Annotated in this window: 19 protein-coding genes, 1 pseudogene and 1 riboswitch; of the genes and pseudogenes, 11 read left to right on the forward strand and 9 right to left on the reverse strand. The window is 69.2% G+C overall.

Annotated features, from left to right (window positions below; all coding sequences use genetic code 11):
* The first annotated feature begins 181 nt into the window (after positions 1 to 181).
* Positions 182 to 315, forward strand: a riboswitch (cyclic di-AMP (ydaO/yuaA leader).
* 14 nt (positions 316 to 329) lie between these two features.
* Together HHX35_RS23960 and HHX35_RS23965 are read left to right on the forward strand one after the other, a co-directional pair.
* A complete protein-coding gene (locus tag HHX35_RS23960; RefSeq protein ID WP_182900974.1) occupies positions 330 to 1016 on the forward strand; it encodes a CHAP domain-containing protein in 687 nt (228 codons plus the stop codon).
* 114 nt (positions 1017 to 1130) lie between these two features.
* Positions 1131 to 1478 carry a helix-turn-helix transcriptional regulator gene (locus HHX35_RS23965; RefSeq protein ID WP_182900975.1) on the forward strand — a complete coding sequence of 116 codons (348 nt, stop codon included), beginning with the start codon at positions 1131 to 1133 and terminating at the stop codon, positions 1476 to 1478.
* Between the two features lie 55 nt (positions 1479 to 1533).
* Here HHX35_RS23965 and HHX35_RS23970 read toward each other — a convergent pair.
* Positions 1534 to 2106, reverse strand: a pseudogene (locus tag HHX35_RS23970) (pyridoxal phosphate-dependent decarboxylase family protein); the annotation flags it as partial.
* Positions 2107 to 2198: 92 nt separating this feature from the next.
* On the opposite strand from HHX35_RS23970, the gene HHX35_RS42705 reads away from it, so the two are divergent.
* On the forward strand, positions 2199 to 2456 hold the full coding sequence (locus tag HHX35_RS42705; protein ID WP_220505776.1) for a hypothetical protein: 258 nt from the start codon (positions 2199 to 2201) through the stop codon (positions 2454 to 2456).
* On the opposite strand, the gene HHX35_RS23975 is transcribed toward HHX35_RS42705, so the two are convergent.
* The 4 genes from HHX35_RS23975 to HHX35_RS23990 form a co-directional block, all read right to left on the reverse strand.
* Positions 2441 to 4825: an excinuclease ABC subunit UvrA gene (locus HHX35_RS23975; protein ID WP_220505777.1), complete on the reverse strand. Its 2385-nt coding sequence runs from the start codon at positions 4823 to 4825 to the stop codon at positions 2441 to 2443. The genes HHX35_RS42705 and HHX35_RS23975 overlap by 16 nt on opposite strands.
* A 148-nt stretch (positions 4826 to 4973) precedes the next feature.
* Positions 4974 to 5384, reverse strand: a complete 411-nt coding sequence (locus HHX35_RS23980) for a VOC family protein (RefSeq protein WP_182900976.1) — start codon at positions 5382 to 5384, stop codon at positions 4974 to 4976.
* A 5-nt stretch (positions 5385 to 5389) separates the two neighbouring features.
* Positions 5390 to 5839 (reverse strand): helix-turn-helix transcriptional regulator, encoded by a 450-nt coding sequence (locus HHX35_RS23985; protein ID WP_182900977.1) that lies wholly within the window; start codon positions 5837 to 5839, stop codon positions 5390 to 5392.
* 263 nt (positions 5840 to 6102) lie between these two features.
* Positions 6103 to 6720 (reverse strand): lactate utilization protein, encoded by a 618-nt coding sequence (locus tag HHX35_RS23990; RefSeq protein WP_259405313.1) that lies wholly within the window; start codon positions 6718 to 6720, stop codon positions 6103 to 6105.
* A 170-nt stretch (positions 6721 to 6890) separates the two neighbouring features.
* On the opposite strand from HHX35_RS23990, the gene sigJ reads away from it, so the two are divergent.
* Both sigJ and HHX35_RS24000 read left to right on the forward strand, forming a co-directional pair.
* Entirely contained in the window at positions 6891 to 7829 is a 939-nt protein-coding gene (gene sigJ, locus HHX35_RS23995) for an RNA polymerase sigma factor SigJ (RefSeq protein WP_182900978.1), read from the forward strand.
* A 145-nt stretch (positions 7830 to 7974) separates the two neighbouring features.
* The gene (locus HHX35_RS24000) at positions 7975 to 9258 is read left to right on the forward strand and encodes a serine hydrolase (RefSeq protein WP_182900979.1); all 1284 of its coding nucleotides are present in this window, start codon (positions 7975 to 7977) and stop codon (positions 9256 to 9258) included.
* A 342-nt stretch (positions 9259 to 9600) separates the two neighbouring features.
* On the opposite strand, the gene HHX35_RS24005 is transcribed toward HHX35_RS24000, so the two are convergent.
* Complete coding sequence (locus tag HHX35_RS24005) at positions 9601 to 10320, reverse strand: DUF2306 domain-containing protein (protein ID WP_182900980.1); 720 nt, start codon at positions 10318 to 10320, stop codon at positions 9601 to 9603.
* A gap of 101 nt (positions 10321 to 10421) precedes the next feature.
* Between HHX35_RS24005 and HHX35_RS24010 the strand changes: the two genes are divergently transcribed.
* Positions 10422 to 11162, forward strand: coding sequence for a TetR/AcrR family transcriptional regulator (locus HHX35_RS24010; RefSeq protein WP_182900981.1), 741 nt, complete (start codon positions 10422 to 10424; stop codon positions 11160 to 11162).
* Between the two features lie 738 nt (positions 11163 to 11900).
* Here HHX35_RS24010 and HHX35_RS24015 read toward each other — a convergent pair.
* Positions 11901 to 12320 (reverse strand): nuclear transport factor 2 family protein, encoded by a 420-nt coding sequence (locus HHX35_RS24015; RefSeq protein WP_220505778.1) that lies wholly within the window; start codon positions 12318 to 12320, stop codon positions 11901 to 11903.
* A gap of 841 nt (positions 12321 to 13161) precedes the next feature.
* Here HHX35_RS24015 and HHX35_RS42710 point away from each other — a divergent pair.
* On the forward strand, positions 13162 to 13980 hold the full coding sequence (locus HHX35_RS42710; RefSeq protein ID WP_220505779.1) for a PLP-dependent aminotransferase family protein: 819 nt from the start codon (positions 13162 to 13164) through the stop codon (positions 13978 to 13980).
* Between the two features lie 29 nt (positions 13981 to 14009).
* Positions 14010 to 14594 (forward strand): PLP-dependent aminotransferase family protein, encoded by a 585-nt coding sequence (locus tag HHX35_RS42715; RefSeq protein ID WP_220505780.1) that lies wholly within the window; start codon positions 14010 to 14012, stop codon positions 14592 to 14594.
* A 44-nt stretch (positions 14595 to 14638) separates the two neighbouring features.
* Here HHX35_RS42715 and HHX35_RS24025 read toward each other — a convergent pair whose 3' ends face one another.
* Positions 14639 to 15994, reverse strand: coding sequence for an FAD-binding oxidoreductase (locus HHX35_RS24025; RefSeq protein WP_182900982.1), 1356 nt, complete (start codon positions 15992 to 15994; stop codon positions 14639 to 14641).
* Between the two features lie 334 nt (positions 15995 to 16328).
* On the opposite strand from HHX35_RS24025, the gene HHX35_RS24030 reads away from it, so the two are divergent.
* Positions 16329 to 16754: a hypothetical protein gene (locus tag HHX35_RS24030; RefSeq protein ID WP_220505781.1), complete on the forward strand. Its 426-nt coding sequence runs from the start codon at positions 16329 to 16331 to the stop codon at positions 16752 to 16754.
* Positions 16755 to 17177: 423 nt separating this feature from the next.
* Positions 17178 to 17762: a dihydrofolate reductase family protein gene (locus HHX35_RS24035; protein WP_182900983.1), complete on the forward strand. Its 585-nt coding sequence runs from the start codon at positions 17178 to 17180 to the stop codon at positions 17760 to 17762.
* A gap of 314 nt (positions 17763 to 18076) precedes the next feature.
* Here HHX35_RS24035 and HHX35_RS24040 read toward each other — a convergent pair whose 3' ends face one another.
* On the reverse strand, positions 18077 to 19084 hold the full coding sequence (locus HHX35_RS24040) for an RNA polymerase subunit sigma-70 (RefSeq protein WP_182900984.1): 1008 nt from the start codon (positions 19082 to 19084) through the stop codon (positions 18077 to 18079).
* Positions 19085 to 19979: 895 nt separating this feature from the next.
* Between HHX35_RS24040 and HHX35_RS24045 the strand changes: the two genes are divergently transcribed.
* Positions 19980 to 22796 carry an immunoglobulin-like domain-containing protein gene (locus tag HHX35_RS24045; RefSeq protein WP_182900985.1) on the forward strand — a complete coding sequence of 939 codons (2817 nt, stop codon included), beginning with the start codon at positions 19980 to 19982 and terminating at the stop codon, positions 22794 to 22796.
* The last annotated feature ends 90 nt before the right edge of the window (positions 22797 to 22886 follow it).

The following is a 22886-nucleotide window of genomic DNA, read 5'->3' on the forward strand; positions in this document are numbered from 1 at the left end:
TCGCGGCGCGCCCGCTACCCGTCCGCGCCAGGTTTGCTGCCTACTGCCCAGTAAAATCTGAGTTGTTCTAACTTGACCGGTTTGACCTGGTCTATTACGTTTTAGGCATCTCAGGGCGCACTTGCTCATCTCAATGGTCAAGAAGCCCTCCTCAGACCGACGCGGCCGGCCGACCCGGCCTGCCGCCCGGCCGCCGAGTCCGCGTCCGCGCGGAGCCGGGGACCCACCTCTCCTGGGGTGAATCGGCATGCGTGCCGTAGGGCGACTTCCAGCCCGAACCCGTCAGCTAACCCGGTAGGCGGCATGGAAGTAAGGGAGTACGCCCCACCATGCACGTCCTCAACACCTGTCTTCGCGCTGCCCTCGCGGGCGGGGCACTGGCCTCGGCGGTGCTGATCGCGTCGCCGGCAGCGCACGCGGACAACCCGGCCACCGGCAAGGGCGCGGCGGCCGCGAAGTCCATGTCCGAGATCGCCTCCACGCTGCCCAAGGTCAGCGCGACCGACGTGCTGACCCTGGCCAGGAGCCAGGTCGGGATCAGCGAGAACGCCAACGGCGGCGGGACCAAGTTCCAGCAGTGGTACATGTCCACTCCCCGCGCCCGCGAGACGCTCGCCCGCGACGGCGGCACGCTCAAGGGCTACCTCAACGCGGCCTGGTGCGACATGTTCGTCTCGTGGGTGGGACAGCAGCTCGGCATCGGTCCGGTCATGGGCTCCGACGCCTACACCGTGGAGCACGCCCGCTGGTTCGCCGACCACGGCCGCTGGGGCCGCACGCCCAAGCCGGGCGCGGTGGTGTTCTTCAACTGGAACGGCAGCAAGGACATCGACGACGTCGAGCACGTCGGGTTCGTCGTCAAGGACAACGGCGACGGCACGATCCGGACAATCGAGGGCAACACCGGCGACGGCGGTGCCGTCGAGGCCCGCACCCGTCCCACCTGGCAGGTGGCCGGATATGGCTACCCGATGTATCCCGGGGACGCATCCGCATCCGCATCCGCCTCCTCCTGACGGACGACCGCCCCGAAGCGCGCCGGTGATCCCGGCGCGCTTCGCCGTCCCCACCGAGAGCGTCCGGCTCCCTCCAAATTGACCTATATAAGCGTGAGCTGCGAGCCTGGCGGCATGCACGCGTTCGACGTCCTCGGTGATCCGGTGCGCCGCCGGATCCTGGAACTGCTCGCCGAGGGAGAGCGCCCCGCCGGGGAGATCGGCGCGATCGTGCAGGAGGAGTTCGGGATCTCCCAGCCCGGGGTGTCCCAGCACCTGCGCGTGCTGCGGGAAAGCGGCTTCGCGACGGTCCGGGCCGAGGGCACCCGGCGCCTGTACGCCGTCGACCCCGCGCCGCTGCGCGAGGTCGACATCTGGCTCGACCACTTCCGCCGCTTCTGGAACCAGCGCCTGGACGCCCTGGGCACCGAACTCGCCCGCGGCAGGCGGGAGCGCCGCCTGCGGGACGACTCCCGTCCGTGAATCGTGCGCACCTGACGCATGGCCGTACCAGCCCGCCGGTGCGGGGTCACCGCGATCACGGTGCCTGGGTGCCCGAACCGACCAGGTAAGGGGCGGCGTAGGACATCGCCGCCGCGTGCACGGCGGGCCGGGCGCAGAACGCGAAGCCCGAGTCGTACGGGAGGTTCAGCCATTTGTGGCCGTCGCAGGCCCAGGAGTCGGCCAGCTCCAGCCCGTTCACCAGATGCCGGGTCGCAGGGCTCGCCGCGGCCCACAGCCCGAACGCCCCGTCGACGTGCACCCACCCACCGTGCCGGCGAACCAGTTCGCACGCCTCCCGCAGCCGGTCGAAGGCGCCGGTGTTCACGTTGCCGGCCTGGAGACACACGATGGCGGGGCCCGGGGAGCCGCCTCGCAGCACATCCCGCAGCGCCCCGGGGTCGATGGCGCCGCTCGGCCCGGTGGGCACCGGCTCCACCACGTCCGTCCCGAGCCCGAGCAGGCGCAGCGACCGGTCGATGGTCCCGTGCCGCTCCTCCCCCGCGATCACCCGGATCGGCGGCGCTCCGAGCAGTCCGCGCCGTTCCACGTCCCAGCCCGCGTCCGACAGCACCTGGTGCCGGGCGGCGGCGAGCCCGACGGTGTTGGCCGCTTGGCCGCCCGTGACGAAACCCGGCCGACGCCGACGGCGGGATCCCCAGCAGCTCCTTCAGCCAGGCGCCGGCGGCGGCCTCGGCCGCCATGGCCGCCGGCGACGTGACGGAGTTGGTCGCGATCTGGTCCCAACCGGCCGCGAGGATGTCGGCCGCGGTCGCGGCCGGTGTCGCGCCGCCGACCACGAACCCGAAGTATCGCGGGCCGGCGCTCGCGACCAGGCCGGGCTCGGCCGCGGCGAGCAGGTCCGCCAGGACCTGCTCCGGCCCGCACCGGCCCGTACGCCCGCCGCAGCCGGCCCACGTCCCCGGCCTCCTCGACGACCTGGCTCAGGCGCCGACGTAGGCCGCGAGGTGCTGGCCGGTGAGGGTGGAGCGGGCGGCGACGAGGTCGGCCGGCGTGCCCTCGAAGACGATCCGGCCGCCGTCGTGACCGGCGCCGGGACCGAGGTCGATGATCCAGTCGGCGTGCGCCATGACCGCCTGGTGGTGCTCGATCACGATGACCGACTTGCCGGAGTCGACCAGCCGGTCGAGCAGCCCGAGCAGTTGCTCGACGTCGGCGAGGTGGAGGCCGGCGGTCGGCTCGTCGAGGACGTAGACGCCGCCCTTGTCGGCCATGTGGGTGGCCAGCTTGAGCCGCTGCCGCTCGCCGCCGGACAGCGTGGTGAGCGGCTGGCCGAGGGTGAGGTAGCCGAGCCCGACGTCGGCGAGGCGGTCGAGGATGGCGCGCGCGGCGGGCGTGCGCGCATCACCGGAGCCGAAGAACTCCTGGGCCTCGGCCACCGGCATCGCGAGCACCTCGCTGATGTCCCGCCCGCCGAGCTTGTGCTCCAGCACCGCCGCCTGGAACCGCTTCCCCTCGCACTCCTCGCAGGTGGTGGAGACCCCCGCCATCATCGCCAGGTCGGTGTAGATGACGCCGGCGCCGTTGCAGGTGGGGCAGGCGCCCTCGGAGTTGGCGCTGAACAGTGCCGGCTTCACGCCGTTGGCCTTGGCGAACGCCTTGCGGATCGGGTCGAGCAGTCCGGTGTACGTCGCCGGGTTGCTCCGCCGCGAGCCGCGGATCCCGCCCTGGTCGACCGACACCACATCCGCGCCGGCGGGGACCGACCCGTGGATGAGCGAGCTCTTGCCCGACCCGGCGACTCCGGTGACGACGACGAGCACCCCGAGCGGGATGTCGACGTCGACGTCGCGCAGGTTGTTCGCCGTCGCGCCGCGGATCTCCAGCGTGCCGGTGGGCTTGCGCACCGTCTCCTTGAGAGAGGCCCGATCGTCGAAATGGCGGCCGGTGATGGTGCCGCTGGTCCGCAGTCCCTCGACGGTGCCCTCGAAGCAGACCATGCCGCCCGCCGTGCCGGCGCCGGGGCCGAGGTCGACGACGTGGTCGGCGATCGCGATCATCTCCGGCTTGTGCTCCACGACCAGCACCGTGTTGCCCTTGTCCCGCAGCCGCAGCAGCAGATCGTTCATCCGCTGGATGTCGTGAGGGTGCAGGCCGGTCGTGGGCTCGTCGAAGACGTAGGTGACGTCGGTCAGCGAGGAGCCGAGGTGGCGGATCATCTTGACGCGCTGCGCCTCACCGCCCGACAGTGTGCCCGACGCGCGGTCCAGCGACAGGTAGCCCAGCCCGATCTCCACGAACGAGTCGAGGAGCTGCTGCAACGTGGTGAGCAGCGGCGCGACCGACGGCTCGTCGAGGCCGCGGACCCAGTCGGCCAGGTCGCTGATCTGCATCGCGCAGGCGTCGGCGATGCTGATCTCCTTGATCTTGGATGACCGGGCGGCCTCGCTGAGCCGGGTGCCGCCGCACTCGGGGCAGGTGGTGAACTTCACCGCCCGCTCCACGAACGCACGGACGTGCGGCTGCAACGCCTCCTTGTCCTTGGACAGCATCGACTTCTGGATGCGCGGAATCAGACCCTCGTAGGTGAGGTTGATGTTGTCGACCTTGATCTTGGTCGGCTCCTTGTAGAGCAGGTCGTGGAGCTCGGCCTTGGTGAACTTGCGGATCGGCTTGTCCGGGTCGAAGAAACCGCAGCCGCTGAAGATGCGGCCGTACCAGCCGTCGACGCTGTAGCCGGGGATCGTGAGCGCGCCCTCGTTCAGGGACTTGGAGTCGTCGTACAGCTGGGACAGGTCGATGTCGGAGGTCCGGCCCAGGCCTTCGCAGCGCGGGCACATGCCGCCGGTGATGCTGAACTCGCGCCGCTCCTTCACGGTCTTGCCGTCGCGCTCGAACTTCACCGCGCCCGCCCCGCTGATCGAGGCGACGTTGAAGGAGAACGCCTGGGGCGAGCCGATGTGCGGCTTGCCGAGCCGGCTGAACAGGATGCGCAGCATCGCGTTGGCATCGGTGACGGTGCCGACCGTGGAGCGGGGGTTGGGGCCCATCCGCTCCTGATCGACGACGATCGCGGTAGTCAGCCCGTCGAGCACGTCGACCTCGGGACGAGACAGCGTCGGCATGAAACCCTGCACGAACGCGGAGTAGGTCTCGTTGATCAGCCGCTGCGATTCGGCGGCGATCGTGCTGAACACCAGCGAGCTCTTGCCCGAGCCGGAGACACCGGTGAACACCGTGAGCCGGCGCTTCGGGATCTCGATGCTGACGTCCTTGAGGTTGTTCTCGCGCGCGCCGTAGACGCGGATCAGGTCGTGGGTGTCGGCAACGTGCAGCGCAGGGGACTGCGCGTCCGTCCTCGTGGCCATGCTTATCGTGTTCTCCATGTGGTCAGGCGGGGCCGCCTTCGCGGTCTCCGTCGGCGTCGCCGGGCTCGATCTAACCAGCTTCGAGCGGTACGTCTGGTTCTCTTCGCCGGGGCGGGAGATGAGGAACCAGCGGTGCGGCGCGGCCGGTTCAGCGCAGTTCGTTGATACGGATCATGTTGCCGGCGGGATCGCGGACGGCACAGTCGCGCACCCCGTAAGGCTGCTCGATCGGCTCCTGCACGACCTCGGCGCCGCCGGCCTGCAGCCGCTCGAAGAGGCCGTCGAGGTCGTCGACGGCCAGGGTGATCATGGCGTAGGTGCCCTTGGCCATCATCTCGGCGATGGTGCGGCGCTCGTCGTCGGTGACGCCGGGGTTGCCACCGGGCGGGTACAGGACGATGGACGTGCCGGGCTGGTTGACGGGGCCGACCGTGATCCAGCGCATCCCGCCGTAACCGACGTCGTTACGGACCTCGAACCCGAGGACGTCGCGGTAGAAGGCCAGGGCCGTGTCGGGGTCGTCGTGCGGGAGGAAGGTCGAGTGAATGGTGACGTCCATGGCAGTCACGCTAGCTGCGGCTCGGTGACTCGTGCTTCTCGATTCCTGACAGGCCGGGTCACCTGTTTCGCGACACACGGTGGCATTCCGGCCGTCGCGCTCGCCGCCTGGCGCCGGTAGGTGCTGGGCGGCACACCGACCAGCTCGGTGAAGCGGGTGCTGAAGGTGCCGAGCGACGAGCAGCCGACCGCGAAGCAGACCTCGGTGACGCTCATGTCACCACGACGCAGCAGCGCCATCGCGCGCTCGATCCGCCGCGTCATCAGATAGCTGTAGGGCGACTCCCCGTAGGCGAGCCGGAACTGGCGGCTGAGGTGCCCGGCGGACATGTTCACGCCGCGGGCGAGCGCCTCGACGTCCAGCGGCTGGGCGTACTCCCGGTCGATCCGGTCACGGACTCGGCGCAGCAGCGCGAGATCGCGCAGATGCTGTTCCGAGGCGGGTTTGCTGCTCACGCGAGAATCGTACGTCGCGCCACCGACAATTCGGCGTGCCGGGCAACCCACACCTGCCGCCTGACCTGCGGCGCGGCCGGATCACCGTGACGCCGCGCCCTCAGGCCTGTGCCCATCCCGTGGTGTTGCGCGAGTGGCAGGACCTCGCGTCCGCGGTGAGGATCGAGCAGGGCGGCTGCTCTGTGCGGAACCGTTCCAGGCCGCGCCGCTCGGCGACCCACTGGGCATCGACGATGTCGGAAGCGGCGAGGAACGCTGGTGATTCAGTATCCGACGGCTTCGCGGAGCAGCAGGACGGTGCCGCGCCCGGGGTGGGGTTCTGCGTTGAGGATGAGAAGGCGGTTGAGGGCACTGGGCTGCCCGTAGGCCTTCATGGCGCGCTCGTTTTCCAGCGGAAGACAGTGGTCTTCGACGCGCCGCAGCGCGGTGCCCAGGTCGGGTACCACCTTCTGCGCCCCGACGATCCAGATCGCTCGGGCCGCGGCGCCCGAGTAGCCGGCCAGTTGGCTTCCGACGGCCGAGGCGGCCACGAGGGCTCCGGTCTCGGTGACCGCGGCGACGCTGCCCACAATGACGTCGGGGCAGGCGATCATCCGCCAGATCTCGGCCGATTGGGTGGCGCGGTCCATGGTCCTGCTGCGTGCCTTGACGGACTCGTATCGCCCGCTGCTGTTGATGTCCTCATCGATGCCGGACAGGCGGAGGGTCTCGCTGGCCCCGGTGAACACGGTGGCACCCTTCGGTATCAGCTCTTTGACGCGGGTACGCGCGGCGGCGGTGTCGTCCAGGATCTCGACGGTGAAACCGTGTGCGGTCAGCGCGGCCGCCGCCCGCTCCAGGCGCTGCGCGGGCGCCGGGTCGGCGAACGGCGTCGTCGGCATTGAGGTAGTCATGATGTCTGTGAGCTTCCTGTTCGCTGGATGTCGTGTTCGTCTCAGCGGTTCGACCACACAGCCCCCCGGAATGTGAGGCCGGTGCGTCGCCTCACATTCCGGGGGGCTGTCTTGTCGAGCTGGTGAGGGCAGATGCGACCAAGGGAGCCGTCGGCACCATGACCACCCGATTCCGGCCAGGACACGGCCGGCCCGATCCCGGCCTGGACGCGATCACGAGCGAGCGGCACCAGCTGATCAATATCGCCTACCGGCTCCTGGGCTCCCTGGCCGAGGCCGAGGACGCCGTCCAGGAGACCTACGCCCGCTGGTATGCCATGTCCCCGCAGCAGCAGGACGCCATCGAATCCCCCGGCGCCTGGCTGACGACGGTGGCCAGCCGTATCTGTCTCAACCTGCTCGGCTCCGCCCGGGCCCGGCGAGAGACCTACGTGGGCGAATGGATCCCCGAGCCGCTACCCGAACATACGGAGCGGAGCACCGGGCGGCCGGGCGGCACCACCGTCGACCCGGCCGACCGTGTCACCCTGGACGAGTCGGTCAATCTGGCCTTCCTCGTCGTGCTCGAATCGATGACCCCGGCCGAGCGCGTCGCGTTCATCCTGCACGACGTCTTCTGCCACTCCTTCGCCGAAGTGGCCGAGATCGTCGGCCGCACCCCGGCCGCATGCCGCCAGCTGGCCTCCTCGGCCCGCCGCCGCATCCGGGCCTCGCGGCTTTCCGCGACTCCGGCAGCCCAGCGCGCGGGCATCGTCAGGGACTTCAAGCAGGCGTGGGAAGCCAAAGACATCCACGCCCTCATCGGCCTGCTCGACCCCGACGCCACGGCGGTCGCCGACGGTGGCGGCCTCGCCACCACCTTCCTGCATCCCATCGAAGGCGGCGAGCGGATCGCGCACGCCTGGGTCGAAATCGCCCGCCGGAGGCCCGGCAACATGACGTTCCTGGAGCGTACGGTCAACGGTCAGCCCGGCCTGGTGGCTCAGCAAGACGGCGTCACCGTGACGGTGTACGCGTTCGACGTCGCGGGCGATCGGATCAAGCACATCTGGGCCGTACGCAACCCCGAGAAACTCCGTCGCTGGACGACGGGCTGACGCGCGTTTTGATACCACCGGTCCGCTCACAGCCGCCACCCAGCAGCGGAACACCTTCAAGTGATGTGGATGTCACACTTAAGCCCGATCTTCGGTCTTTATTTTCGTCCACATTGTCATCTGACCGGAGAACGGGGATCGACTGATGCTGACTCGCAGGGATTCGCTGCGCCTGCTCGCGGGCGCTGTCGTGGGAGCCGCCGCACTGCCCACCCGGCAGGCGGCCGCCGCCGTACTGCCCGCCCGCTCGGCGACCGCGACCGACACTCCTCCTCCCTGGACGGTCACCGGTTCGAGTTCGTCGTCGCTACAGGGCTTCGACGACCTGATGAGAAGTGTCATGGAGGCGCAGAAGATCTCGTACGCCTCGCTCGCCGTGGTGCGGAACGGCAAGCTGATGCTCGCGCGGGGATACAACTCCACGTCGGGCCCCGCCCTGGCCCAGCCGACGACGTTGTTCCGCCTGGCCAGCGTGAGCAAGCCGGTCACGGCCACCGCGATCATGAAGCTGGTCCAGGACGGCAGGCTCAGCCTGTCGGCCGCGGTGGCGCCGATGCTGGGGCTCAGCACGGCCGCCGACTCCCGCCTCGGTAACGTCACCGTGCTCCACCTGCTGCACCACCTCGGCGGCTGGGATCGCGACGCATCCAGGATCGATCCGATGTACCGGGCGGATTTCACCATCAGCGGCACACTCCACGTGCCGCTGCCGGTGACGCAGGCGAACATCATGGACTTCATGTCGGCGCGCGTGCTGGACTTCGACCCCGGCTCGAAGTACGTCTACTCGAACTACGGTTACATGCTGCTCGGCAAGGTCATCGAGAAGGTCACCGGCCTGCCGTACGCGACCTACGTCCAGCAGAACGTGCTCGCCCCGGCGAAGATCACCCGCATGGTGCAGGGCCGCACGGCGCAGAACCTGCGGCGGTCCACGGAGATCACCTACTACTCGGACTACAGCGACACGACCGTGCTGGACAACTCCGGGGCCCAGGTGCCGATGCCGTACGGGACGTTCAACCTCGAGAACATGGCCGCGCACGGCGCCTGGCTCTCCTCGGCCGTCGACATGGCGAAGTTCACCACGATCTTCGATGCTCCCGGCCTGCTCACCTCGTCGACGATCGGGCAGATGTTCGCCCCGCCCCCCGCCAATGTCCCCTGGAGCGAGTGGTACTACGGCAAGGGCTGGTCGGTCCGTCCCACCAACGGCGCCCTGAACACCTGGCACGACGGGACGTATCCCGGCACCTCCACCCTCATGGTCCGGCGGTATGACGGGCTGAGCTGGGTCGTGCTCTTCAATCGGTGGAACGACGCCACTGAGCGGAGCTTCACCGATGACATCGACTACCCGTTGCACGTGGTGGCCAACAAGATCACCGATTGGCCGACCACGGACCTCTTCCCCTCCTACGGCCTGTGACCCTCGCCTGATCAGCCGCAGCGTGTGCCCTTGGCGGGGACCGTCCCGTCGAGCAGGTACGTGTTGACCTCGTGCACGCGCCCGCGCTGATCACCGTCGGCGCGGAGATCGGGTGTGTTTCTCCAGCCGCCGGGCCGGCTCCTCGGCCTGGGCGACCGAGGCCGGCGGTGCTGTCGACGCACAGCACCGCCGGCGGGCGAGAACCTCAGGGTCGAGTAGCTGCCGTCCGGCGTACTGGTCGGCCAACCTGTGCGCAGTTCAGGCTCTCCGCGAACGCGAACGCCCCGGAACCGGCGGCGGCGGTTTCGGGGCGGGCGGTCGTTCCGGGATCGGCCTCCGGGATCAGGTCGCGAGTGCGGTGCGGCGGCCGCGGCGGGCCACCTCGCGCTCCAGGTACCACTCCACGGTCAGCAGCGGGATGGTCCAGCCGAGCCAGCCGGACAGCCCGGAGATCGTCCACGCCATCAGGTCGGGGTCGCCGTGGAAGACGGTGTCCTGCAGCGGGGGCAGGGCGATGATCAGGATCCCGGTCCACACCCGGTTGGTGATGATGGAGTAGGTCAGCACGGCACTGCGCAGCATCCAGCGCCGGTGGTCTGCGTACCGGCGCGCGCGGGCGGCGCGCCAGCCCGCCACGGTGAAGGCGAGCCACAGCAAGGCGAGGAGCACGTCGCTGACCGCGAGGAACAGCCCGAACGGGCTGCGCGCCCCGATGACCACGCCGGTCAGCCCGGCCGGCAGCACCCCGGCGAACACGTAGACCCGCCCGGCGCGCCGGTGCCCCACCGGGTGCCTTCGGCGGAACCACGGCCACACCTGGAAGAACCCGGTGACCATGGCGACCGAGGCGAACAGCACGTGCGCCACAAGCAGCGGGTAGTGCAGGCCGAACCCCTCTGGCTGCGGCACCCGGGACAGCGACGGGTCCCCGGTCAGGTACGGCGGCAGCGAGAACGCGAGGAACCCGGCCGTGACCAGGCCGAGCGGCACCGTCCAGCGGCGCCGCCACCACGGACGCCGGCGGGCGGATATCGGCGGAGGACTGTCGATCGTCGTGTGCATGACGGCTCCAGGGGGCGGTCGAGTAGATGCGTATGCCATACGCTTAATGCGTACCATATACGCAACGCGTAGGCCATACGCAAACTGGTAAGCTCCCTGGAATGCCGGACGACATCGGAGACGAGCTGCCGCACGCGCTGAACGTGCTGTGGGGGCGGGCCAAGCCGAAGGGGCGGGGACGCACGCCCGCGCTCAGCCTGGAGCGGATCGTGGCGGCGGCCATCGCCCTCGCCGACGAGGAGGGCCTGGCCGCGCTGTCCATGGCCCGGCTCGCCGAACGGCTCGGCTGCGCACCCATGTCGCTGTACCGGCACGTGGCAGGCAAGGACGACCTGCAGCTGTTCATGCTGGACGCCGCGCCCGGCCCGCCGCCGGAGTTCGGCACGGCGCCGGCCGACTGGCGCGGCTCACTCACCCGCTGGGCCGTCGAGCTGTTCGGCGTCTACCTGCGGCATCCGTGGATCGTCCAGCTGGTGAGCTCCCCGCCGATGGACCCAGGCCAGCTCGCCTGGCTGGACGCCGCGCTGCGCTCCCTCGGCGGCACCCCACTGGATTGGCGGGCCCGGTTCTCGGTGGTCATGCTGGTGCTGCACTACGTGCGCGGCGCGGCCCAGCTCCGGACGTCCGCGACCGCAGAGCCAGAGGAAATGGCCGACGAGGCGTACGCCGCCCTGCTCACCGAGCTCGCCGACCCCGGCCGGTTCCCGGCGCTGTCCCGCGCCGTCGAAGCCGGGGTGTTCGCCCCCCACACGGGGGCCGGTCCGGACGACGACTTCCGCGCCGGCCTGGACCACCTGCTCGACGGGGTGGGAGTGGCGATCGAACGCGCCGCTCGGGCCTGAGCCGGGTCAGCCGGACGGCGCGGCGCCGCAGGAGGCACGGACCTTCAGCTCGGGCAGCAGTTCGACGTGGTGGACCGGCAGCGCGGACCCGCTGCGAAGGCGGCGCAGCCGCGGCCGGTCTCACGCTGCTGTTGATCGGCGCAGTGGGATTCCATCTCCGCGCCCGCGACTTTGCACACCGGCGCCACCGCTCCCACGCCGTGGCGCCCGTGGTGCTGGCCGTGGTCACCGGAACACCATGGCCTTGTTGCTCGCGACTTCCTGAGCGAAGAGCGCGGTGACAGCACCGCTTCATCGCTTGGGTCGCATGGAACTCCCGCCGCCGAATCCGCCGGCTGCGAGCCCGAGGAGCGACCAGACAGAACTTGCCGCCCTCGCCCCCGCACCGCCGCCGACGCCGGCCGCCCACCGCCTGTGGGAACGCTCGCAGGAACTGCTGGACTGAACGCACAGTTCAGCTCAGGGCACGTCGGGGTGGTGGCTGGAGCCGTTCGGGCCAGTCAAGGCGAAGCAGCACTGGAACCGCCGGTGGCGACAACCCGAGCCCCGACGGCTCGCTAACGCCACTGGCCGGTCGGTTGCTGCTCGCCCTCCTTAGAAACCCCATATTGGCCGCCTGCAGGGCGACCGCCTCGGCGAGGACCGCGACGAACGGCGATCATGCTCGTTTGGGGCTCATGACACATTTCTTACCGTCACCCCAACAAGGTTCCGGGCTATCCGGGACTGAATACCCTGCTAACGGGGAAGCGCGCCATTTATGATCATATTGACGCCGAACCACCCCCAATACACCCGGTGGTGCTGGATCAGCCCGCCGCGGATTTCCATGACCTCCAAGATGTCCATCTGCTCGCCATCAGGCGTCTGGCGAGGATACTCCCAGGTCAAGGTCGTCCCGTCCGACAGGAAGCCGGTGCGGAATCGGCGTCGCTGTGGCGGGTGGTGGGCGAAGACCCGCTCGACGAACTGACGGAGCTCGTCACGACCCCGGATCACCCCCTCCTCAACGCCGAGCAGATAACACACCAGCGGGCTCTCCAGGGTGGCGTCCTCGTGGTAAAGGGCCATCGCCGCATCCAGGTCCTTGGCCCCCAACGCCTCATCCCACGCCTGGAAAACGTGCTCAACAGTCGCATCGGCGTACTGGTTCGTCATCCGGCTACTCCTCGGAATGCTCCCTGCCATGGATACGGAAAGCCTACGAGCCAAATTGTTCGACCCGTATCTAAAAATGCCCTGCTCGGAGCGCCCGGCCCGGCTTTCGGGCCGGTACGGTGTGGTCGAACAGGGCCTCCGCCCCGCGTTGATGTGCTGGAACGGCACCAGCATGATTTCCGCGAGGCGGGGCATACCGGCGCATTCAGCCGCCGTCGGAGTGGCCCTTCCCCGGCATCCGCGGAACCGGTGATCGACCATATTTCAGCGGTCGGGACGGTTGCATTGAGGGCCGCGGGGAGGGATGAATATGCCGGGCGGGCTTACGACCTTCGCCATGGTGACGGTGGTCGGCATGTGGGCCTTCATCATCATCCTGGGCTGGGCCATCGTCTACTGGCCCCACATGCCAGAGGCGTTCCCTTTCCACCTGGTTCCGGACTGTCGCAGGAGCCGGAGCTGCTCGATTCCATCTACCTGTCGCTTGTCATGGTCGCCACCCTCGGGCTCACCGCGTACGCGGCCGACCACGGCCGCGCCGTCACCGGGTCCTGACCACCTGCCCGTGCCTTCGGCGCCCCGCGGTGTGATGCCTGGCCCCCGTAACAGGAGTCAGGTCAATCGCGGAGGCTGCCATCCCCAGGTGGAGTTCCATCAGGCGAGATGCCCTTACGCCAGAGCGGTGCGGGCACCAGGCGCAGCATCGGCGTCATCAGCCGGTAGGCCCCCCTTGGAGGTGCTGCGGGCGCCGTCCTTCCATGCGCCCATGGCGGTGTCCTGAGGAACCGGGCAGGTCACTCAGCCTGGCAGGAATTGGTACACGCCGGTAACGTCCGATCCTGTGGGGCGATTGAGAACCAATTCCGGGCCGGCCGAGGACCTGCTCATCAAGCTGGACCGCGACGCCGGGGTGCCGCTGCACCGGCAGATCGAGACGTCCATCCGCGCGGGCATCCGGGCTGGCCTGATGCGAGCGGGCGCGTCGCTACCACCCACCCGCACCCTCGCGACAGGCCTCGGGGTTTCCCGCGGGGTCGTGGTGGAGGCCTATCAGCAGCTCGTCGCCGAGGGCTACCTCGTCAGCCGATCGGGCGGTTACACCCAGGTCGCCGCGTCGATGCCGCCCGCCGCCGCGGGCTCCGCGGCCTCGACGGCGCAGCCGACCGCGCGCAGTGTCGGCTTCAGGGTCGACTTCGGGTACGGGCGCACCGACGTTTCGCAGTTCCCGCGGGCCGCATGGCTGCGCTCGGTCCGAACCGTGCTCACCACCACGCCCAACGACCGGTTCGCCTACCTCGACGGGCGTGGCGTGCCGGAACTGCACGAGACCCTGTGCGACTACCTCAATCGGGTGCGCGGCACATCGGCCCTCCCCGGCAACGTGGTGATCTGCAACGGCTATGGGCAGGGCATCTCGCTGCTGATCCAGGTGCTCGTTCAGCACGGCGCCAGGCGGATCGCCCTGGAAGACCCGTCGTCCAACGACGATGCCCGAGTCCTGGCCGGCGCCGCCGGTCTGGACGTGGTCGGCATCCCGGTGGGACCGGACGGCGTTCAGGTCGATGCGCTCCATCGGGCCGACGCCGATGCGGTCGTGCTCACCCCGTCGCACCAGTGGCCCACCGGGGGGTGCTGTCGGCCGCGGCGCGGGCCGAGGTGATCCGCTGGGCGAAAGGCCGCGGTGCGATCGTGGTCGAGGACGATTACGACGCGGAGTACCGCTACGACCGGTCGCCGGTGGGCGCCATGCAGGGCCTGGCGCCCGATCATGTCGTCTACTGCGGTACGGCCAGCAAGACGCTCGCGCCGGGGCTGCGGCTCGGCTGGCTGGTCGTGCCTCCCCGGCTGGTCGCCGACGTCGCCGCGGCAAAGGTTCTCGCCGACCGCGGTTCGCCGGTCATCGACCAGTTGACGTTCGCCGACTTCCTCGCACGCGGCGAGTTCGACCGCCACCTGCGCCGGATGCGTCCGCTGTACCGCCGCCGCCGCGACGCGCTGCTGGGCGCCCTGCGCACCCACCTGCCCGATCTTAAACCGGCCGGAATCGCCGCCGGGCAGCATGTGGTCGCCTGGCTCCCGCCCGACCTCGACGAGGCGGCGGTGGTGACGGCCGCCGCCCGGCACGGGCTCGCCATCCACGGCGTCGGCCCATACCGGATCACCGACACCGGACCGGGTGGCCTCATCTTTGGCTACGCCACTCTCGGAGAGGCCGCCATCACCGAGGGGGTCGCGCTGCTGGCGACGGCCATCCGGGACGTACGGGGACCCTGATCCCGCGCAGACGCTCCTCCGGCGGCACATCCAGGACATGCGCATCAGCATGCCGGGCGGATGTTCTGGTTCAGATGGAACACGTTGGCCGGGTCGTACGCGGTCTTCACCGCCATCAGCCGGGCCAGCTTCGCGGCCGAATACGCCCGCCGTACGCCGCGCTGCCCATCGGCCAGCTCGTCGGCCGTCAACGAGTTGACGTACACCCCACTGGCGTACGGCTCGAGCGACGCACCGGCGGCGCGGGCGGCGCCCATCCTGGCGTCGTCCTCGGCCGGGTCGCTCCAGCGGGAGCCGGCACCGAACTCGAACATCGTGCCGCGGTGACTGAACGCCGCGTCCGTTTCCGGGACGTCGTCGATCGCGCCGCCGTGCGCCTGCAGGCCGACGCCCGGCAGGTCCGGGCTCGCGCTCAGGTCGGCGGCGCCGCGCAGCAGAAACGCCTCGATCGCCGCGGTGGGGAAGCTCCGCAGGTAGTGCCCCTTGGAATAGCGGCGGTAGGCGTGACCGCCGGTGGAGTCGTCACGTCGCTGAAGTTCGACGTACGACGGCGTGGTGACGCGGGAGGCGACGGGGCGCCCGAGCGCCCGCATCGCGGGGAGCAGCCGGCGGCCCTCGTCCGGGTCGCCGACCCACACGAACCCCAGCGTGGCGATCGGGCCGGCGGGACCGCTGCCGACACTGGCGGTGAACGTCGCCTGCCGGGGCGCGACGGCGTTCAAGTCCCGCCAGCCCTCGATGACCGGGACGGCGTCCTCGGCGCGGAAGTCGAACTCGGCGACCAGCGTCCGCGTGCCGATGCGATGCAACTGGAACTCGAACTCGGTGACGATGCCGAAGTTGCCACCACCGCCGCGCAGGCCCCAGAACAGGTCGGGGTTCTCGGCGCGGCTCGCGGTCACCACGTCCCCCTCGGCGGTGACCACCGTGTAGGAGACGACGTTGTCGCAGGCCAGTCCGTACTGGCGGGCCAGCCAGCCCATGCCGCCGCCGAGCGTGAGCCCGCCGACGCCGGTGTGCGAGACGTTGCCCGCGGTGGTCGCCAGGCCGTACGCCTGGGACGCCCGGTCCAGCGCGCCGAGCAGCGCGCCGCCCTGCACCCGAGCCCGGCGACGGGCCGGGTCGATCCGCACGCCCCCCATGAGCGTCAGATCGATCATGAGCCCACCGTCGGGCACGGCGAAGCCGGCGACGTTGTGCCCGCCGCAGCGCACGCCGATCTCCAGGTCCAGTTCCCGGGCCATCCGGACGGCGGCGACCACATCGGAGACGCCCACCGCGCGGGCGATCATGCGTGGACGCCGGTCGACCATGGCGTTCCAGACGGTGCGGGCGGTGTCGTAGCCGACGTCGCCAGGCGTGAGGAGCCGGCCGTCGAAGCGGGTCGCTGTCGTTGTCATGCCACTCAGCCTGACAGGAATCGGTACACTCGATGAGGTCCGATTCTGTGGTCTTATTTAGGACCAATTCGGAGGCCGGTCGAGATCTGCTCATCGACTTCGCACTCTGGGCGTGCATGTGCCCTTCGAAGATCGCCTCATGGCCTCCGGAGGCGAACACGCTTGTAACAATCGATCTTGCAGCCAGGATCAGAGGGTGGCTTCAAACCCCCAGGTAGGCGCGGCACCACCGATGTGCTCAGCATCGCTGCGGGGACCTGGACCGGGTGGCGGGCTGGTTCAGCTTCGCATAGGGCGGCTGCTCGGCGAAGACGTTCAACACCCGGCTGACCGCATGGGCTCGGCGTGCGGCTTCTGGCGCCAGCAGGAGTGGCTGGCCGGGGATCCGTTGGTGCGGCTGCGGCACCGGCCGATGCCGCCGGACAACAGCAAGGCGCTGACCCGCCCGCAGGTGGCCACGGTGCTCGAACTGTACGTGCCGATGCGGGGAGCGGGTGCTGTGGACGCTGCTGTACGAGCCCACCGCCCGCGCCGAGGAGGTACTGCTGCGGAACGTGCCGGACCTGGACACCGCGGACCGGCGGGCGGTGGTGACCCGAAAGGGCGGCGCCCGCCCGAGGACGGCGCCTCCACACCGATGCTGTCCGGGCACACCTCGGTGCGATCACTGGCCAAGTACGCCCAGGTGTCGGCCGAGGCGCTCGGCCGGTGGCAGGCCGAACGCGACCGTGCCGGGCGCGGAGCTGGTGGCCGGCGATGACCGGGCCGGACTTCGCGGTGACCCAGTGGCGGCCCAGTGGCGGCCCTGCGAAAGGTGCTGGACCCCACTGGCCCTTCAGTAGCAGGCGCCGAAAGCAACGCTTAGCTGCGTCGGCGCTGGTAGAGAGGTAGGTACTCGCGAATCTCGCGGCGTACGTGCGGCCGCTGGTCGCCGAGCGAGATGCCCAGCGTCGGGAACTGCTCGGCGATCTCCAGCGCGGTGAGAGGGCCCGGCGCTGCAGCTGGGTGACCAGGCGCTTGCGAGGATGAAACCGAGATCGGGCCGGTGGTGCTCGAGCCCGCCGAGTACGCCGTGCTGAGTCCGGAACGCGAGGCCTACCTGCGGACGCAGATCGCGCACCGATTAGGTTTCCGCGCCGCGCCCGTCTGTACGTGTGAGATCGACTCACAGGAGGCTGGCACGATGCGGAAACTGATCTTCGGCATGAACGTGACCCTGGACGGCTACATCGCCGCGATCGGCGACGACATCGGCTGGAGTGGGGGGGAGGGACCGGACTCATCGCCGAGCGCCGAGCTGTTCCAGTGGTGGCTCGACCAGGAGCGGGCGAGCGAGATGTCGCTGTACGGGCGCAAGCTGTGGGAGACGATGAGCTCCTACTGGCCGACCGGCGACCAGCAGCCCAACGTCACCCCGGCGGAAATCGAGTTCGCGCGGAACTGGCGGGACACGCCGAAGGTGGTGTTCTCATCGACGATCGACAAGGTCGACTGGAACACCCGCCTGGTCACCGGCGACGCGGTCGCCGAGATCACCCGGCTCAAGACCGTAGACGGCGGCCCGATGAACATCGGCGGCGCGACCCTCGCCGGGGCGGCCATGCGGGCCGGGCTGATCGACGAGTACGCGCTGGTCACCGTGCCGGTCCTGGTGGGCGGCGGCACGCCGTTCTTCACCGCGCTGGACAGCTGGGTGAACCTGAACCTGGTCGAGACGCGGACATTTCCCGGCGGCGTGGTGCTGACCCGATACGAGACGAGGCGATGAGCACGGGCCGAATCCTCGGCTCGTAAGACCAGGTCGAAATCCTTCCTGGCGTGCTCACCGTGATCCTCCGCGATGAGGGGACCCTTCCCCGGGCCCCTCCTCGCGTTCCAAGTGAGCAGTGGAGATGAGGGCGACGGCGTCGTCGATCGTGACGATGATCTTCGCGCATGAAGATGCCCCGCCGGCAACGCCGGCGGGGCGGTGGTGTTCGCGTTACCGCGGTGGTGTTCAGCTGGTCGGGGTGCTCATTCGGCGGTGACTTCGGTGACGGCGGCCCGTGCCCTGGACTCGTCGACGATGGGGCCTTTGTCTGATCACAGCGTCGCGGGCAGGCCCAGCCATGGTTTGTCGGTCGCGTCGAATCCGGTGAGCTCGGCGAGCTTCCCGTCGACGATGTGCAGGACCGCGATGTTGAATAGCCGGTGTTCCGGGTCGTCGGGGGTGCGGAGGTACAGCACGGCGGCAGGCATGCGGTTGACCGTCGTGGCGATGCAGCGCCAGTCGTCGTAGCCGCGCTGGAAGAGCCCACCGGAGACCCAGCCGTCCACCGCGTCCTTGGCCGTGACGATCAAGGTGCCCGGCTCGGGCAGCATCGCGAAGCGCAGGTCGTCGCGCAGCAGGGCCATCAGCCCGTCGAGGTCGTTGCGCTCATGGGCGTCCATATACGACTTCACCACGCCGCGCTCGTCATCCGACAGCTCGTGCGTGGCAGGGCTCCGCCAATCGAGGCGGCGGTCGGGCAGCTGCTCGCGCATCGTCACGCGCGCCCGCTGCAGTGCGCTGGTCACCGATGCGACGGTCAGCTCGAGGGCGTTGGCGGCCTTCGACGCCGGCCAGCCGAGGACGTCGCGCAAGATGAACACCGCCCGCTGCCGCGGCGGCAGGTGCTGGACGGCGACGATGAACGCCAGCTCGATCGTCTCCCGCGCCACCACCGATTCCTGCGGGTCCTCCGGGAGCATCCGGTCCGGGTAGGGCTGCAGGTAGTGCACTTCCGAGCCCGCGCCCGGCAGCTCGGCAGGCACGGGTGTGCGGTCGTTGCGCTTCTCCAGGAAGTCGAGGCAGGCGTTCGTCGCGATCCGGTACAGCCAGGTCCGCAGTGCAGCGTGGCCCTTGAACGACTCCCGCTTGTTCCACGCCCGCAGGAACGTCTCCTGCGTCATGTCCTGGGCGTCCTCGTAGTTCGCGAGCATCCGGTAGCAGTGCACCTGCAGCTCACGCCGGTAGCGCTCCGTGATGAGCGCGAACTGCGCTGCGTCATTTGAGCGGGCCGCCGCGATGAACGCGGCCTCGTCGTCGCCCAGCAGTCTGGCGTCGGTCATGGTCGTCAATCCTTCCGCAGGTGGCGAGGGGCCACCAGAACTGACGACGTTACGGAGGATTTCTGAGCGGTGAAGCCGCTGACACCGGGCCGTTCGTCAGGCCGGATGGGCCGGGTCGATCCAGGGAACGTGTTCGGGTCGGGCACACCCTCGATGTCGAGGTGGGGTCCCCGTAGTACTGGGGAAAAGATCGGGCGGATATGGCTGGTCCTTGGTAAAGGGGTTATCTGTGGCGTACTTGACGTGAAACGTCACGTCGTCGCGGCGGAGATGGCATACCTCGATGTGCCGGCGGTCATGCTTACCGTGACCCGTCCGACGTCGCTCCACTCGTCGCTCCAGCCGTATGCGTCGGCCTAAGCAGGTGATGCGGCGAGCAGCAGGCAGCCAGCAACCAGCATCGGGTGAGACCTTTATCCAGGTCCAGCGTAGCTTTCATCGATTGACTCACAAAGCTTGCTTCTATTGACGCTACCTTTCGCTGAGGCTGGAGGTTAGTGTCTGCATTCAAGACCCGGACACCTGCGACATATGGCCCCATCCCCCAAGCTCACGCCGTCCCCCACATCTCACAGCGAGGTGAACCTTTGCCCTCGTCTCGTCGGAGCGCTCAACAAGGCCTGATCACGCTGGGCCTCGCCGGCACGCTGACCACCCTTTCGGGCTTCGCCTCTCCCGCGCGTGCGGTCGGCCCCGCCCCGAACGGGGCCGTGCCTCACGTGTCCACAGCGACCGCATCATGGAGGATCGATTGAGAGTGCGACAGCCAAGGTCACGCCGCAGGCTGAGTCGTAAGGGTAGAGGTGTCGCGGGCCTGGTACTGGGTGCGCTTCTCTCGGTCTCGTTCGCGGCGACGCCCTCGCAGGCTGCCGAGGAGACGCTGAACGAGGGTCTGGTGCACCACTTCGCCCTCGATGAGACCAGTGGGACAACGCTGGTCAACTCGGGTAGCGCGGGCTCGGCGGCGAACGCCGCGCTCGTGCATCCGGAGAAGGCGACCTTGACCGGCGATGGAGTCAGGTTCAACCCCGGCTCCTACGAGAGCGCCCTCGACGGTGCGTACGTGGCGCTGCCGAACAACATCACCGCCGGCATGTCGAACCTCACCATCGACTATGACGTGTGGATCGACCCGGCGAACGTCGGCGAGCACCAGATGTGGAGCTTCGGCGCGAAGTCCGGCTCGTGCGACGCCGACACCGGCGCCCAGGGCTCCATCTTCGCGTCGAACACCCAGCGGTTCCGTATCGCCGTGGGTTCGGCGAACCTCCAGCAGAACCGGGTCCGCATGCCCGAGGGAGCGTGGACGCACGTCACCTACACCCAGTCGCTGAACGCGAACGGTACGAGCTGGACCGGCAGGCTTTACCTCGACGGCATGCTGCACGCGACGTCGACGAACCTGACCACGGCGCCGTCGGTGAACGCTGCGGGGACCAACTGCAACTTCCTCGCTCGCTCGCAGACGTCGGGCCACTACTCGTTCCGCGGAACGATCCGGGACTTCCGGGTCTACGACCGGGCAGTGAGCGTCGACGAGACGCTCGCCCTGGCGAAGAAGACCGTCTCGAGCGGCGTTCGCGCCGACGCCGACGCCATCGACCTCGGCCTGACCAATGCGGTCGTACGCGACATCGTCCTGCCCAAGGTGGGCTCCGTGGCGGGCTCGACCATCACGTGGACGAGTTCGGACCCGTCGGTCGTCGACGTCTACACCCCACCGGCCGTGCCCAGCGCACGCAAGGTCGCGGTGACCGGCAGGATCACCCGACCCGCGAAGGGGCAGCCCGACGCGACGGCCACGCTCACCGCGACCGTCCGCAAGGGCGGACAAGAGGTCACCACACGCGAGATCCCCATCGTGGTGAAGGCCGAGTTCGACGACGCGCAGGCGGTCGACCGGGACACGTTCGACCTGACCCTGCACGCCACCGACCACGTGCGCGGAAACATCGACCTCCCCGCAACCGGCGAGTTCGGATCCACGATCACCTGGAAGTCGACCAGCGACCTCGTCACCCCGACGGGTGAGGTGACCCGCCCGGCCTTCGGCCGTCCGGATGTCGACGCCGTCCTGACGGCGACCATCACCAAGGGTTCGGCCTCGAAGACGAAGTCGTTCCCGGTGACCATCACCGCCATGCCCCGTTCTGAGGAGTACGAGCGGTACTTCCTGGGGTACTTCAAGGGCGAGGGGATCGCCGACGGCGAGCAGATCATGTTCGCGACGTCCAACGGAAACACCGCTCTGGACTGGACCGGTCTGACCGGAGGCCGGCCGTCGCTCATCTCCCAGCTGGGCGACCAGGGCCTTCGTGACCCGCACATCGTCCGCTCGCCCGACGGCGACACGTTCTACATGATCGCCACCGACCTGAACTGGTACGACCAGGGCGGATACGCCATCAACGACACCCAGTACATCGAGGTGTTCGAGTCGCACGACCTCGTGCACTGGACTCCTCAGCGGCACGTGAAAGTCGCGCCCGACAACGCGGGCAACGCCTTCGCCCCTGAGTCGCTGTGGGTCAAGGAGATCGGCGCCTACGCGGTGTTCTGGGCACAGTCGCTGTGGAACGACCCCGTGAACCGCACCGGTCAGGGGAACGCGCAGTTGTGGTACACGACCACGCGCGACTTCCAGACGTTCTCCGCTCCCAAGGTCTGGCAGAACCCGGCCCCTCTGTCGCGGATCGACACGACCGCGATCCGGGTCGGTGACTACTACTACCGCGTGACCAAGAACGAGGCCGGCAACCAGGGCTCGGACATCTTCTCGGAGAAGCACACCGACTTCCTGGACAGCAACGTCAACAACTGGACGTTGGTCGCTCCGGCTCTGGGGCGCACGACGTGGGTCGCCAACCAGGGGTACGAGGGTCCGATCATCTTCAAGGCCAACCCCGGTGACACCTCCTGCCCCGGCCAGTTCTACCTCTGGGCCGACCGGTACACGAACGGTGGTGGATACCAGGCCGCATGCCACGAGAACATCGAGGCTCCGACCTGGAACGCCAAGGCGATCACGATGACCAACGCGGGCGTCGTCCGTCCGCGTCACGGCACCGTGACCCCGATCACCCTCCGCGAGTGGAACGACATCCGCAAGATCCCGAACAGCGACGTCACGACCACCACTGAGGTGGCCGCCGAGCCGTACGCGAGCGGGGCCCAGGCGACCACGGCCACCGCCACGGTCAAGGCTGCCGACGGGTTCGAGACCGGCGGTCAGGTGCGGTTCAGCATCGGCTCGTGGTCGAAGCTCGCCTACCTGAAGGACGGCGCGGCCACGGTCACGCTGCCGACGGGTCTGCCCGCGGGTACCCGGACGGTCGAGGCCGAGTACCTCGGCTTCGACTACCTGAAGGCGTCGGAAGGTACGGCGTCGTTCGAGGTTCCCTCCGGCCCGGACGCCGTCAAGGTCCATGCGAAAACCGCGCCGGCGTCGGTTGTCCGCGGGGACACGTTCAAGCTGAACGTGACTGTTGGGCCGGCGCGCGGGCAGAAGCAGGCCGCTCCGACCCCGACCGGCGAGGTCACCATCACCTTCGGCGGCACCGTACAGGTCGTGCCACTGGCGGACGGTGAGGCCGTCGTCACACTGCAGACTGCCGATCTGCAGCCCGGGGCGTACACGGTCCACGTTGCCTACTCCGGCAACCCGACCTACCAGCCCCACGCCGCCAACTACCAGAAGTTGACGGTGCGGTAGCCGACAGGTGGCGGGCCGGCGAGCTCATCCTCGTCCGGCCCGCCACGAGCGGCCTGTATGGGTCGGTGAGCTCACCCTCGTCCGCCCGCC

Source organism: Microbispora sp. H10830 (assembly GCF_014161375.1).
In the GTDB taxonomy this organism is placed as follows: Bacteria; Actinomycetota; Actinomycetes; order Streptosporangiales; family Streptosporangiaceae; genus Microbispora; species Microbispora catharanthi.

Bases quoted from the DNA above. Each gene is read 5' to 3' on its own strand.
- HHX35_RS24030 (WP_220505781.1), top strand. From the start codon at position 16,329: ATGGGCTCGGCGTGCGGCTTCTGGCGCCAGCAGGAGTGGCTGGCCGGG.
- HHX35_RS42705 (WP_220505776.1), top strand. From the start codon at position 2,199: ATGGCCGCCGGCGACGTGACGGAGTTGGTCGCGATCTGGTCCCAACCG.
- HHX35_RS24015 (WP_220505778.1), bottom strand. From the start codon at position 12,320: ATGACGAACCAGTACGCCGATGCGACTGTTGAGCACGTTTTCCAGGCG.
- HHX35_RS23965 (WP_182900975.1), top strand. From the start codon at position 1,131: ATGCACGCGTTCGACGTCCTCGGTGATCCGGTGCGCCGCCGGATCCTG.
- HHX35_RS23980 (WP_182900976.1), bottom strand. From the start codon at position 5,384: ATGGACGTCACCATTCACTCGACCTTCCTCCCGCACGACGACCCCGAC.
- HHX35_RS23960 (WP_182900974.1), top strand. From the start codon at position 330: ATGCACGTCCTCAACACCTGTCTTCGCGCTGCCCTCGCGGGCGGGGCA.
- HHX35_RS24040 (WP_182900984.1), bottom strand. From the start codon at position 19,084: ATGACCGACGCCAGACTGCTGGGCGACGACGAGGCCGCGTTCATCGCG.
- HHX35_RS24035 (WP_182900983.1), top strand. From the start codon at position 17,178: ATGCGGAAACTGATCTTCGGCATGAACGTGACCCTGGACGGCTACATC.
- HHX35_RS24025 (WP_182900982.1), bottom strand. From the start codon at position 15,994: ATGACAACGACAGCGACCCGCTTCGACGGCCGGCTCCTCACGCCTGGC.
- HHX35_RS24000 (WP_182900979.1), top strand. From the start codon at position 7,975: ATGCTGACTCGCAGGGATTCGCTGCGCCTGCTCGCGGGCGCTGTCGTG.
- HHX35_RS24005 (WP_182900980.1), bottom strand. From the start codon at position 10,320: ATGCACACGACGATCGACAGTCCTCCGCCGATATCCGCCCGCCGGCGT.
- HHX35_RS24010 (WP_182900981.1), top strand. From the start codon at position 10,422: ATGCCGGACGACATCGGAGACGAGCTGCCGCACGCGCTGAACGTGCTG.
- sigJ (WP_182900978.1), top strand. From the start codon at position 6,891: ATGACCACCCGATTCCGGCCAGGACACGGCCGGCCCGATCCCGGCCTG.
- HHX35_RS23990 (WP_259405313.1), bottom strand. From the start codon at position 6,720: ATGCCGACGACGCCGTTCGCCGACCCGGCGCCCGCGCAGCGCCTGGAG.
- HHX35_RS23975 (WP_220505777.1), bottom strand. From the start codon at position 4,825: ATGGCCACGAGGACGGACGCGCAGTCCCCTGCGCTGCACGTTGCCGAC.